This window comes from Allochromatium palmeri, from assembly GCF_009720725.1.
In the GTDB taxonomy this organism is placed as follows: domain Bacteria; phylum Pseudomonadota; class Gammaproteobacteria; order Chromatiales; family Chromatiaceae; genus Thermochromatium; species Thermochromatium palmeri.
Genome location: NZ_WNKT01000048.1, coordinates 17,164 through 31,022, shown reverse-complemented (window position 1 = coordinate 31,022; position 13,859 = coordinate 17,164). Strand labels below are relative to the sequence as shown.

6 protein-coding genes are annotated in these 13,859 nt (G+C 57.1%); 3 read left to right on the top strand and 3 right to left on the bottom strand.

What is annotated here, in order from left to right; translation table 11 throughout:
- Positions 1–227: 227 nt before the first annotated feature.
- The 3 genes from GJ668_RS16555 to GJ668_RS16545 all read left to right on the top strand — a co-directional run bounded on the left by GJ668_RS16555 (position 228) and on the right by GJ668_RS16545 (position 9,070).
- Entirely contained in the window at positions 228–5,015 is a 4,788-nt protein-coding gene (locus tag GJ668_RS16555) for an InlB B-repeat-containing protein (RefSeq protein ID WP_155451241.1), read from the top strand.
- A gap of 125 nt (positions 5,016–5,140) precedes the next feature.
- Complete coding sequence (locus GJ668_RS16550; RefSeq protein ID WP_155451240.1) at positions 5,141–6,934, top strand: right-handed parallel beta-helix repeat-containing protein; 1,794 nt, start codon at positions 5,141–5,143, stop codon at positions 6,932–6,934.
- A 291-nt stretch (positions 6,935–7,225) separates the two neighbouring features.
- Complete coding sequence (locus GJ668_RS16545; protein ID WP_186343159.1) at positions 7,226–9,070, top strand: CAP domain-containing protein; 1,845 nt, start codon at positions 7,226–7,228, stop codon at positions 9,068–9,070.
- A 123-nt stretch (positions 9,071–9,193) separates the two neighbouring features.
- Here GJ668_RS16545 and GJ668_RS16540 read toward each other — a convergent pair whose 3' ends face one another.
- From GJ668_RS16540 to GJ668_RS16530, 3 genes are read right to left on the bottom strand one after another with little or no spacing between them, the layout of a single operon-like run.
- Positions 9,194–11,800 (bottom strand): glycosyltransferase, encoded by a 2,607-nt coding sequence (locus GJ668_RS16540; protein ID WP_186343158.1) that lies wholly within the window; start codon positions 11,798–11,800, stop codon positions 9,194–9,196.
- Positions 11,797–12,843: a hypothetical protein gene (locus tag GJ668_RS16535; protein WP_155451238.1), complete on the bottom strand. Its 1,047-nt coding sequence runs from the start codon at positions 12,841–12,843 to the stop codon at positions 11,797–11,799. The genes GJ668_RS16540 and GJ668_RS16535 overlap by 4 nt, the downstream gene beginning before the upstream one ends.
- On the bottom strand, positions 12,840–13,838 hold the full coding sequence (locus GJ668_RS16530) for a hypothetical protein (RefSeq protein WP_155451237.1): 999 nt from the start codon (positions 13,836–13,838) through the stop codon (positions 12,840–12,842). Before GJ668_RS16530 ends, GJ668_RS16535 begins: the two co-directional genes overlap by 4 nt.
- Positions 13,839–13,859 lie beyond the last annotated feature (21 nt).

The window sequence follows — 13,859 nt, the reverse complement described above, 5'->3', positions numbered from 1 at the left end:
GTGATATGACGATCTACATGTGGCCGAAATGGGCCGCACGGGCCATTGAATGGAGCGCGAAACACTCATGACGTAGCCACTGAAAACAAAATGTTTGTGAAAAAGGGCACTTTCAGTGTTAACGAATAGTAAACGGTATTTGATCAGCGTTTCCTCAAGGGGATGAAATAAGGATGCGCTCTTCGGTGCGCGCGCGAGCGGTCTCAAAGCTTTAATGGAGAAATTAAATGAAGATTTACAATGTTCTTTTTATTGGCATTTTGCTAAATATGGGGGCTTGTTTTTCCTTACTTGCAGGAGAAACTACGCCAGAAAGCGCTGGGCAATTAGACGCAACCGATGAACAAAATGAGGTTGAGCAAAGAGAAATCCTCCTCAACAAAATCAATAGCGAAGCCGTTACAGACATCATGCGACCACTGTATGGTGTAATTTTAGACGAAATGCCAAGCGCAGTAGGCAGTCCAAATTTTCACGGCGAATTCAATCGATACAGTGAGTCCGCAGAACTCACATTGTGGCGGCAAGCAATCAACGGCGTCGAAAGATTATTTGTTCAAGTTCAACCAACTACCAGCAGCTTTTGGTTTTGTCCTAGCGGGCATTCTTTTTCCATTCTGCAACGTGAAGTCGAGTATGGGGAGGCATTTAGAGCGACTCGCGGAGATAATGATTCGGTGTGCGAGAGGCTGTATGCGACGGAAATATTTCTAATAGATCAATGGAGTATATATGACAATTTTGATGAAAGCGATGCGTTTGTAATTTCTTACTCTGACTCCTCTTCTTCCTACTCAGGAACAGTATCCGTAAACGCGGCTATCGCCACTAGCAACGACCAGACCATCGTCTTTCCAGCCACTGGAGATACTCGTGTAATCGCTGTCGGAACCAGACCTTGGAATGCCGGCGACTATATCGAGGGGGTGAGAACCTTCGATCGTGGCAGTGCGAATATCGACGTAATATTAGAACTTGGCGACAACAGACTGACCTGCGATACCCAGGATCATTTTGTCAAAATTGATGGCGAGATATTAAATTTCTTATCGATCTATCCGGGTGATACGGTTCTATCTTTCTCAATCCCCTATGCCTTTTTTGCCGCCGGCGATCATGTTCTGCGACTGCAAACGGTGCGTACTGTTTCTGATGGATGTGGTAGCGTCGAAATTCCCGACGATCTATCCACTTGGACAATCAAGCCTTCTGATACGGAATGCAGCTCTGAATTAACCCCGATTAGCACCGGCCAGAGTCTGAGTGGCAGCCTGTCGGAGACCGACTGCATATCACCTTTTGCCTTTGGATTTGCTAACTATTATGACAATTTTACCTTCACGGCGACCGCTGATGTCGAGTATACAATTGACCTGACAGGCGATTTTGATACGTACCTCTATTTGATCGATAGCCAGGGACAGGTCATCGCATCAAATGATGACTATGAGGGAATAAATTCTCGTATTATTTATACGCCATTAACCTCCGAAACCCTGACCATTCATGCAACTTCGCTTTGGGAAGAAGAGGTCGGCGCTTATCAGGTTTCACTTGCCGCATCTGAATCTGTCTGCAACTCAGATGAAACCGCGATTACCCCTGGTCAGAGTCTGAGCGGCAGCCTGTCGAAGACCGACTGCCTTTCGCCCTTTAGATATAGTAATTATTATGACAACTTCACTTTTACGGCGACCGCCGGCTTGACGTATACAATTGACCTGGCGAGTAGCTTCGATACCTATCTCTATTTGCTCGATAGCCAGGGGCAGATCATCGCCGCGAATGATGATTATGCAGGAAATAATTCTCGCATTATCTATACGCCATCGGTCTCACAAACACTGACTATTCATGCAACGTCGTATTTGGAAGGACAAACCGGCACCTACCAGGTTGCACTCGCCGCAGTCAATGTCATCACCCACAATATATCACCGGTAGCCAACCCAAGTGGGGGCGGCACAGTCACCTGCGATCCCAATCCTGTTTCCAACGGTCAAGATAGTGCCTGTATCGCGATCCCAAATAGCGGTTATAACTTCAGTGGTTGGAGTGGCGACTGCAGCGGCACTGATCCAAGCTGCACGTTGAGCAACGTCACGGCGACCAAGAGCGTCACCGCTAACTTCACGCGTAACCAATATCAGATCGCAACAGCCGCCTCGCCGAGCGTCGGTGGTACCCTGAGCTGTACCCCAAACCCGGTCGAGCAAGACGCGAGCAGCACCTGCACCGCTATTCCCGCCGCAGGCTACAGCTTCAGCCAGTGGAGCGGCGACTGCTCCGGTAATAGCACCAGTTGTACCCTGAGCAACGTCACCAGTAACAAAAGCGTCACCGCAATCTTCATCGGCGCAGCCCCGGTCACCCACGACATTCGAGCCAGCGCCTCGCCGACCGAAGGCGGTACAGTCGCCTGCACGCCCAACCCGGTTAAAAATGGCGCCGGCAGCATCTGTACGGCGAGTCCTAACAGCGGTTACCTCTTCGATAAATGGAGCGGCGACTGCACGGGCATCGACCCGAACTGCGCGTTGAGCAATGTCACTGCGGCCAAGACCGTCACCGCCAACTTCGTGCGCAACCAGTATCCGATCGTAACCGCCGCTTCGCCGACTGAGGGCGGCACTGTCACCTGTACCCCTAACCCGGTTGACCATGGTGGCAGCAGCACCTGTACGGCAAGCCCTGCCAGTGGTTACGCCTTCAGCAACTGGAACGGCGACTGCACAGGCACCGACTCGAGCTGCACGCTGAACAACATCCTTAGCACCCGCAGTGTCACCGGCCGCTTTATCGCGGCCGGCGATGGGCCTCAGGCCACCCATGCGGCAAGCGGCTATGTGCCCGGCGCTCTGCTCACCATCACCAACAGCTTCAACGACACCTCCGGAGAAACGCCCCGCTCCCTAGTCTGGATCCCGTTGCTGCCAACTGGCTGGAACATCGTCGATGTCACCGGCGACGGCGCCCCTCAAGTCGTCAAAAACGAAATTGTGTTCAACGGCAGTTTGCGGCTGCCGATCAATTTCAGCTACAGAGTCAGCGTGCCCCAGGAAGAAATCGGCACACAGGATATCGAGGCGCGCGTGCGCTACACATCCGACATGATGATCAATCCGATAACCATGTATCCCGAACCCAAGCCGCTCACGCTCCAACAATATCCCGTCAAGCGCCATAGCGCCGACTATGCACCTGACTGGGCCATCAACGCCGAGGAATACAGTCGCGTACTTATGTATTGGCGCGCCGGCGCTTACCACCGTAACACTGAGGGTTTAGACAGCTACGCACAGGATCCAGGCGACACCACAGGCGACAGGCACTCCGCCGACTACCAGGATCCCGCCTGGCGCATCGACTCCTTTGAGGCCAACCGCGTCCTGGCCTACTGGCGTGCTCTGAATTATCACGTCGAACCGGATTCTCTCGACGGCTATGGCCCGGGGGCTCTACAGACTGGATCAACCCTTGGGGTTCGCGCTAACACGATCGCCGCCGCCACCGTAGACCCGCAGGCTACTCACACGGCTAGCCCGAACCAGTACACGGCTGGAGGCACGCTGACCATCAGCAACACTGTTGGCCAGAGTGGCGACCGCCCATTGATCTCGCTGCTGTGGTTGCCCAAGCTGCCGAGCGGCTGGACTATCATGGCGGTCAGCGGTCAGGGTGACCCTGAACTCGATCGCAACAATCCCAACCACATTCTGTTCACCGGTACGCTGACGCTTCCGCTGACGTTTAGCTACACGGTGCAGGTGCCGGCGACGGCCGGCGGCGATCAGACCCTCCAGGCTGACTTCCAGTACTGGTGGAACGATCAGAGCATGGTCGATCCAGCTACTGCTCCGCTTGAACCGCTGATGGTGAGGAGCGACAGCGGCCCGGTCGGCGATTGCAGTCGCAGCGAATTCGTGCTCAATACCCCGATCACCAGTGGCACGCAGACCAAGCGTTCCGAGGTTGGCATTCGCACCACGGGTACGGTGAGGGTTGCCCCTGGGGCCACACTCAATCTGACCGCCCCGCGCCTCGTCTTCGAGCCCGGCTTCAGCGTCGAGTCCGGTGGACGACTCACGGCGATCTCGGCACCTGTGACCTGTACAGCCGCCTCGGCCCAGAGCGCGTCGGTTTCAAACGCCATCGCGCCTGAGCCTGTCGAGACGTTTGCGCCCGGGTTCATCGCCAGCGCGGATACCTTGCCATCGTGGCTGCTGGAGCATCTCGCTGAGTTTGGCGTCGACACCGACGCCCTGACTGGCGGTCTGCTCGATGCCGACGAACGCTGGCTGATCCTGGAAACCACCCAGGCGCTGCATCCCGAGGATGGCAACGAAGCGAGTGACCTGTATCGCCTCGATCTACTGACCGATGACATCGCGCTGATCAGCGTCACTGAGACCGGCCAGGCCGGCAACGGCGCCAGCCGTGATCCAGCCGCCGATACGCTTGGTGAGCGGGTGGTGTTCTCCAGTGCCGCCAGCGATCTGGTGCCCGGTGATGAAAACGGTGTGAGTGATCTATTCCTGCGCGATCTGGTGCTAGGCGTCACCGAGCGGCTGACGCAGGCTGAGCAGGCCTCGGCCCATCCGGCAGTCGATGCCGAGGGGAGCGTGCTGGTGTATGACCAGACCACGGACGCCGGCCCACGCCAGATCCTCGGCCAGGCGCTGATTGATGGCGCGGCCGCCAAGGTCGTGCCCTTGAGCGAAGCCGATGCTTGGATCGACGCTCACCATCCGGCGATCAGCGCCGACGGGCGTTTCCTGGCCTACCTAAGCCAGACCACAGGCGCGGATGAAGTCCCGAGCTGCACCCTTGTTCTGCGTGACTTCGCCACTGACCTGGCGCAGCGTCAGCCCTGTCCTCAGGTGCTGGATGCAGACAGCGAGGCCGCACGGATGATCTTCAGCCCCGCCGGTAACAGGCTGTTCTGGTACCCGAGTGGACAGTCTCAGCCGATCGTCCTGGAAAACCCGCTCACCGAAGCCTTCAGCCAACCCTGAACGACCGCGATGCGTTGCGCCCCAAGGACGGGGAATTGAACTGAACAGCCTGCCGCGTTACCGAATCCGCCATTCCCACTTCGGCAACAGGCTTTCAATCGTGTTCGATACAAAGGAGGTCCGCCATGGCCCCTCGCTTGACCACACGCCCGTTGGTCTGCTCTCCCCGTTCCTGCCTCGCCCTGCTGCTGTTTCTTGTCGCCCTGCAGGCCGCCGCAGATCACTGGTATGTCGACGATGACAACCACACCGGTACCGAGGATGGAACCCGTCTTGCTCCCTTTACACACATCCAAGCCGCCATCAACGCCGCCGCCAGCGGCGACACCATTTCGGTCGCCGCTGGCATCTATGACGAAGCCCTGACGATCGCCGACAAGACCCTCGTGCTGCAAGGCGGTTTCGCCGGCGCGACGACTCAGCACTATTCGACCGGTCAAAACGGCGATTTTGTCACTCGCTTTGCCGGCGACGACAGCAGCCGCCTCAACGGCCACGCTCAAGCGCCGACCATCCGGATCGAAGGTGACAGTAGCGGCAGCACCATTGATGGATTCACGATCACCGGCGGACAGCGCGGCATCGAACTGCCAGACTGGCCTCTGCTCAATGGCCTGTCGATCACCAACAACCGCATCGAAGGCAACGGCCTCGCCGATCCGGCGCCGGACGTGGGCGGCGGCATTGTTGCGCTTGGCGGACATACCAACATCCGAGTGGACTCCAACCACATCCTTGGCAATCGCGCCGGACGAGGCGGCGGCATCGCTGGTGGCGGGATCAACCTGACCCTGACTGGAAATATCATCAGCGACAACGAAGGAGTCTTGGACCACGGCGGCGGGGTCTATCTCTTGGGTACGGGGAGCATCGTCGGGAATCTCATCGCCAACAACCGCGTTGGCGAAGACCTGGGCTATGGCTGGGGCGGTGGATTGGTCGTCGTCGGCAACGGGGCTGACCCAAGGACCGACATGCGCATTTCCGGCAATCGCTTCGTGGGGAACTTCGCGCCGTCGGCCGGCGGCGGCGTCTACATCGACGATGGCGCCAGAGCCTATTTTGACCACAACCTGCTCTATCGCAACTGGATCGATAGTTCCTTCGGCGGATCAGCGCTGTATGTAGATTGTCTTGATCCAGCGATTCGCTCCAGCGTCGAGGTCAATCACTCGACCTTTGTCGCGAATGGCGTCAACGCAACGCAAGATGGGACGAGCGCCATCCGTGTCGACTGTTCCGATCTGAGTGTCCGCAATTCGATCATTTGGGACAATCCGGGCAATGCCTTCAATCTGTTCATCGCGCCCACCTTAACGGTGCAGGACAGTCTGATTCAGAGCGGCTGGGCGGAGATGCTGCCGGGTGACGATGGCGATTTTGTGATTCACCCCGAAGCCTGGCCCGGCGTGGGCAACCTGGTCGATATCGACCCGCTGTTCGTCGCTCCCGCTCAGGACGATTACCATTTGCGCTCCGTTGTCGGCCGCTGGGAGGCGGCGCTCGGCCAATGGGTCAGAGACGCCGACACAAGTCCTGCCATCGATGCGGCACACCCGGCCAGTCCCTATGTCGATGAGCCTCGGCCGAATGGCTGGCGGGCCAATCTCGGGGCCTATGGAAATACGGCGGAGGCCAGTCTTTCCGCCCGTGACGGGCCGGTCACCGTTTCGTGCGAGACTGGGCCGCGTTGGGTGACCACGCTCGATGTAATGGATGCACTGGAGATACTCTCGGAGATTGAGATCATCACTTCTGGCGCTGTGACCGTGCATGCAGGTGCCAGCCTGATCATTCAGGCCACGCAAGGGATCACAATCGGCCAGGGTTTTCGCATCGCCGCCGGCGGGCGCTTCCTGGCCATCGTCCGTGAGACGTATTGTCCCGACGAAGCACTGATATCCGGCTTGGCTGATTGAGTCCGAGGCTTGATCCTCGTTTGGTTCAAGGTTAGCCATCGTGAGGCGTGTCCGACGGTGATCATTACAGGCACGAAAAACGCTATGTCAAATTGGCCAATACGCGCTCCTTGGCTATTGCTCGGCCTAATCGCAACCCTAAGCGCGATAGCCGCACCCCAGCCGCCAGCATCGATACCGGCGGACTGGTTTCGGCCAAATGCGCCGCTCGCGGAGGGTGACGGGACAGCAGGTTTTGTCGTCGACCCGTCGCAGCGCGAGACCTCAAGGCTGTTTTATCAAAGCGTTTTCATGGCCTCCGAAAACCTGGAAACCGGCTGGACCGGCGATCTAAACGGTTGCGTGCCGGGAACCCTGTCTGCCGACTATCAGGACGCGACCATTCTTCGGGTGAACTGGTTCCGTGCCATGGCCGGAGTGCCCGCCAATATCGTGCTGGACAGCGATTTCAGCGACAAGGCACAACAGGCGGCCTTGATGATGGCGGCCAACGGTCAGCTGAGTCACACCCCTCCATCAAGCTGGAGCTGCTACACCTCTGACGGCGCCGAGGCGGCGGGCAACTCGAATCTGTCGCTCGGGAATGCCGGACCGGATGCGATCTTCAGTCAGATGCGCGATGACGGCACCAATAATGCGGCCGTCGGACACCGACGCTGGATTCTCCATCCGCAGACGGCGCGCATGGGGGCGGGCAGTCTCCCCGGAACCGCGGGACATTGGGCCAGCAATGCGCTCTGGGTGTTTGACGACAACCTGTGGGCCGCACGCCCGGCGGTGCGCGATGGTTTCATCGCCTGGCCACCTCCGGGCTATATGCCCTATCAGAGCGTTTTTGCGCGCTGGTCGTTCTCCTACGATGACGCGGATTTTTCCACCGCTGGGGTAACCATGACTCGGGATGGCTCGCCGGTCGCCCTCACACTGGAAGCGCTGAGCTATCGTGCCGGAGAAAACACCCTGGTCTGGCTGCCCGCGCCCTATCAAGAGGGAGATGCTTGGGCGCGACCGACGGCCGACGAGACCTATCAGGTGACGGTGTCCAATGTTCTGCTCGACGGTGCACGCCTGGCTTTCACCTACCAGGTAACCGTCTTCGATCCGTCCGAAAAGGGCCTCGATTATGTGCCACAGTCGCTGATCGGACCCGAGGCGCTGTCGGTCGGCGCCACGGCGTTCTTTGAATTCACTCCGGTGGCGGTGGCTGATCGCTATCAGTGGCGAGTATCTATGGCTACGGATTACACGACGATCGGCGATGCCGAATCCGGGCTGGGCGATTGGCTGGCCGCGACCTCGCCCGAGTATGCGGTCATCAGTAACGAGCGTGCCGCGAGCGGTGTCGCGTCTTTCCATCTGGCGCATCCACAGCCGATGGACGAGCAGACGCTGACCTTCAACCGCTCACTGCTGCCTGCCGCTGATGCACAGCTCTGGTTTTCCAGTTGGCTGGGTTGGGCGACGGAGCAGCAGGTGGCGACGGTCGAGATTTCGGAAGACGGCGGGCAGTCCTGGGTGGCGATCTGGGAGCAACCGGGTACGCAACAGCCGCCTGCTTCGGCGGCCTTCGAGAGCGTCACCGTGCCGCTCGGTGACTATGCCGATCGCTCGGTCAGTCTCAGGTTTAATTATCGCTATCTTGGGGGCACCTATTATCCGCAAACGACCGCCGACGTCGGCTGGTTTATTGATGATGTGGAACTCAGCGGCGTCGCGACGCTAAACCTGGAAGCGATTCAGGCGACGGATACGGATTCGCGTTTTGCCTATACGCCTTCGGCTGCGGGGACCGTTCTGCTTCAGGTACGCCCGCTGTTGTTCGGGTCGTATCCAGGTGAGTGGAGCCCAGTCAAACAGATCGCTGTGACGGCCGGTGCGAGTGAGTGTTCGACCTTGGCTGAGACACTGGCGTCCCTGAATCTCGACAATGGTCATCACGTCTATCGTTCCGAGATCAGTCTCGATATCCAGGGTACGATTCAGGTGGGCGGCGAAGCATTTCTGTTGCTCGCGGCTCCGACGATTCGCTTTCAGCCTGGTTTTCGGATTGAAGCAGGCGGTCGGCTGAGCGCCACCGCGCAAGCGGTTTCCTGCGACGCGCTTAGCCGTGCGCAGAGCAGTGTCTATGTCGATTGAAGCACTATCCACACTCAAGCCGACCGACCGAAACTGTGCGCGTGCTCGCTCGATTTGGCCCGATGGGTCGACCTGCGTCAGCAGCGCAAAACCACACGCTCAGATGGACCAGTTATTGAACGGTTACTCAGCCGCTTTGTTGCGATAGGCTACGAACTGATCGTTGATCGTTTGAGATTGACCGGCTAAGTCGAGCGGCCAGAGTGCTCCAGGATGTGCAATCGCACGCAAGCGCCGCGCGATTGCACCCAGCTCGAACGCAAAGACCGGATAGCCGCCGCGCAACGCCAGTGACAGCGTATAGCTATAGGTTTCGGGCCAGGTGTAGGGAAGCCACACCACATGCGGCTCAATCGCTTCCAGCTTGACCTCAGCTTCCTGATCCAGATAGCGTCCGGTGATGCGCACGCCGGCCTGGACCAGTGGTTCATCCTTGATGCTGTAACCGAGTAGATGGTATTCGAGGGGCAAACGGCGCTGTCGAGCGTCGCGCGCGCACGCGAGCAAGACATCGTAGCCCTTGAGTTTCCCAATGGCTCCAATGACGACGATGCGTAGCGGCTTATTCTGTTCGAGTCTTGTTGCTCGCACGGGTGCTTGCGACAGATCGAGTTGCTCGTGAGGCAGAATTTCGAAGTTCAGATCCGGATAGTAACGTCCCAGCCGTTCGGCAACGTCCTCATCAGGCACCCAGATACGCGCGGCGGCCTGTAGAACCTGATGATGCAGCGCGCGCCAGGTCTGGATACGGTTAACACTGAAGTCATTACCCTCGGTTTGTAGACACAGATCACAGTGCTCGGGGCTGGGTTCGCCACAATAGCGTCCACGCCGATCGGCCAGATTGAGGCGCGGACAGATGACCTTGTAATCATGGATATCGACTTCCAGTGAGGCCTCAAGCGCGCGCGCCAAAGCCAGGATCTGGCGCGGTGCTTCGGCCGTGAAGTCGATCAGCCCATGGCTGTGGATGCAGCGAATACGCAGTGGACGCAGACGCTCAGCAAGCGCGTCGGTGTCAGCAAGCGCTAGACTCGGCGCATTGAGCAGTTGGCGACATCGGGGATGCGCCAGACGGACATGCGAGGGTCGAGTGCGATCAGGACGCAGATAGAAGACGCCGAGTCCACGCGCCTGCAGGGCGCGCGTGTCTTCCTGGACATGGCGTTCGGCCCCTCCGCCGCGATTGTGGCAAACGATGAGCACGTTCTCGTCGCGCGCCTGGTCGGCGAGACGCTCTTGATCGAGACGCTGACGCGCCTGGGCCAGCGGATCGCGACGAATGAAGCTGTCGACCTCATCGCGATAGTTCGGGTAGCGGCGCGAGATATGCCGCATTGCCTCATTGAGCAGGCGGCCTTTTTCGCCCTGGAAGGAGGCCGAACCGATATGACGCACAAAGGTATCGGCCGCGATCAGATTGACCCAACCGGCGCGGATGGCACGCTGACAGAAGTCATTCTCCTCGCCATAACCGCGACCAAAGGTCTCAACATCAAAGACACCAACTGCACTGAGTGCATCACGACGCAGATAGAGACAGAAGCCGACGCCGGTCGGAGCTTCGTGAACCTCTCGGGCATTGACCTGTGCAGCGAGCGCATCGAGTTGTGCGTAGCCGATTTCCAGCGGATAGGGCGTGTCGTGCAAAAAGCGCGGATAGCTGCAAATGGTGGCGTTGTTCGAAAGCGGTGTGACCGAGGCCACTCGCGGACGGCAATAGGCGGCATCACGCAGACGGTCAAGCCAATTGCCATAGACTTCGGTGTCTGAATTGAGCAGGACGACATCGCGCTCGGGATGGAGCGCCATGCCCTCGTTGACAGTGGCGACAAAACCACGGTTATCCACATGACGGCGTAGCTCGAAGAGCCCGCGCTCGGCGAGCTGTTCGAGCTCAATGCTCAGTTCCGGCTCAGGACTGGCATCATCGATGACGATCAGCGCATAGGGCGTGGTGTTGTTTGCGGCGAGTACCGAGCGCAGACAGCGGCGCGTCAGTTCGTAATCTTTGTAGACAGGAACGATGACGTCGACGCAAGGCGTCTGGCAGGGTTGCGGGAGCGCGAGACTTGACCAGGGATCTTCAGGCGTGTCGTTCCGGTCTTCGACGATCTCGGCGATCGATAGATCGCGCGTAGGCCGCTCACTGAAGCGTCCCCACTGGAGATAGTGCAGTAATGGATTGAGGCGCGCCTCACGGACCTCGGGGTTGGCACGCAGATAATACGCACCATCGAACTGCGGGTTGGGTGAGCGGCCTTCCAGACCGCCCCACTGCAGATAATGGCGCAGTGGCTCTATTCTGGAGCGTGCGACATCCTTGTTATGTCTCAGGTAGTAACGCAGATCGAACCAAGGACTAGGCGAAATCAGGCGATAACGTCCTATGTAGAAGTAATGCAGGAGCGCGTTGACGCGATGCAGCCGGCCGCGCGCGCGGGTACGATAGTAGCCAGGATCGAACAGCGGCATCGGCCAACGATTCTCCTGATCACCATAGGCCGCATAGTGTCGCAGCGGCGGCAGGCTCGAGGCGGCGACATCGGGATTGCTGTCGATATACCAGGTGCGATCGAAAAGCTCGGTACGCTTGATGAGATGGATCAGTAGTCCACGATAGCGCTGGCGCAGTGGGTGCGTGATGGCGAGTACGCGCAGCAACCACAGGCTTGCGAGCAGCAGCTCGCCACGCCTGGCTTTCAGACGGTGCTTGAGCAGGATTCTCACGCTGACGGGCCCGGAGTCTTGGATTCGAACGCGCTCAATGCCGCAACGGTCTCCTCAACGATCTCACATGGGGTCAGTGGTTTTGGCGGCTCCCAGGGTTCATTGAGATCGGGTAGCGGATCATAGAACAGCTGACCGTCCTCACGCCCCATATATTCACGAGCAATGTATTCGTAATCAGCAGCGTTCTCCTCGATTAGCTGCAGCCGACGTGCGGGTGAAAGAATAAATTCACGCGGCTCATTGACAGGAAGCGACAGTGCATAATGAATCAATTTCGCGCGCACACCTGGATCAAGTTTGGCACGCTGAAAAACTTCGAGTATTTGCAATGCGCGAGGTGTCAGCGAGGTATTTCGTCGCGCGGAACGAATGCTCGCAAGCTGAGAAATTGCATTTGCATCCACTTGCATTTCAGTCGCAATAGAACGCAAAATATCAACAACGATATCAGGAGCATTCTGGCATGATTCGTAAGGACGCACGATGATATTTTTTCGCCCGAAAACAGCCGCCCAGCGATCGACCAAATGACGATAATGACCTTGAATATTTAATCGCTTACATTGAAAGCGAACAAAAGCATCGATACCTTCCGGCTTCCAATGCGGTGCGGCTTTTGTTTTATGAGCTGTCTTCAATGCCTGACTGTAAAGTGCAGAAAACCAGGTATCATGACGACGCAAATAAACTAAAATAGCGACGTCCTCGCGATCAAAAAAATCATGCACTTGCTTTATATCAGCTGGACGCACGAAGATTTCGCTGCTCAACAAAACAGCTGGAGTACCTGCAGCGGCAATTTCTTCATCGAGCGCCCGACGCAACGCCTCACGCTGAGCGGCTGTACTTGCAGACGATGGCGCCTTACCCAACGAAAATCCTAGTGCTTGACTCAAGGGGTAATGCGCCGAACCATCACAGGCTGTTTGCGGATAAAGAAGACCCTGTGCTTTCAGTGGTTCTCGATAGTGGCTGAAAAACGACTGTATCGCCGATGTGCCAGTTTTATTGATGCCGATATGTAGAAAAATTTTGCTCATAAATCAAGGTTCGGTTCATAAAGAAACAAGCGAGAGCGTAACTGTCGCACCTCGGCATCCAGATTTTCAACAGCCTTGATCGCGGCGACAGCGAACTGTTCCAGCTCATCGATATCGATCGCTTCGATACAGGCATGATTGAGCCAGCCCTTGCGATTACGTTCAGCCTGCCACCAGCGTGAATCTGACAGCATGTGTTCACGCTGCTGCGATGAAAGCATCTGTACAAGCTGTTCATTGTCTTTGCGAAAAAATTCAACCAGATTTTTTGCAATAACAGGCCCCATAATCCAGGGCGCCTCTTTCGTATCTAAACTCAGACAACGACCTAATACAAAGTCGATCGCTGAAGCATGCGGCCCCGGGCGCAAATGCCGATGCCGCTGAAAGAGTCGTAAAACGATTTCAGGTAAGCTTTGATTAACGCGCGACTGGCCGGAAACCTGATAACCGAGATGATTCATACAATCCTGAATGATATCGCCATCGAGTAAGCGTACGGTCAGTGTTTTAACCCAAGGTTTTTCGGCCCACTGCCGAAGCAGGCTGTACCACAGTGCTTTTTTACGCTCACGATCGATCCAGGGTCTAGCTTCTAGGCTGGTCCATGCCCCCCACTGCCACCAGGCCGAGTTCATCCATTCGATTTGCGGTCGAACATAGGCAAGCACATGCACTTCAAACGCAGGATCAGCAAACAAACAATCTTCAGAAAATTGTTGAGGGGTTTGACCCCAAGCTTCGCAGGACAAAATCAGCCATTCGTGTTTTTTTCCAAGACGGCAGAGTTTTTTCTTAGCAGCGGCTTTTTGCTGAAGATTAAGTGCAGTTACGATATTCGTTCGTGCTGAGGATGCATAACCATAGGCCTCCGTTCTGGCTTGATGAATCAGAGATTTTCCTGACAATAGTTGCCCATCATCTTGCAGCACGGCATAGCCACAACGCCCCTGAGTGACTTGTTCAAGCTCCGGGCTGCTCAGATAACTCTGCAAGGCGCTCGACCCACATTTCGG

Excerpts from the sequence above, each read along its gene's own strand:
- GJ668_RS16535 (WP_155451238.1), bottom strand. The coding sequence starts at position 12,843 with ATGAGCAAAATTTTTCTACATATCGGCATCAATAAAACTGGCACATCG.
- GJ668_RS16545 (WP_186343159.1), top strand. The coding sequence starts at position 7,226 with ATGGCCTCCGAAAACCTGGAAACCGGCTGGACCGGCGATCTAAACGGT.
- GJ668_RS16555 (WP_155451241.1), top strand. The coding sequence starts at position 228 with ATGAAGATTTACAATGTTCTTTTTATTGGCATTTTGCTAAATATGGGG.
- GJ668_RS16550 (WP_155451240.1), top strand. The coding sequence starts at position 5,141 with ATGGCCCCTCGCTTGACCACACGCCCGTTGGTCTGCTCTCCCCGTTCC.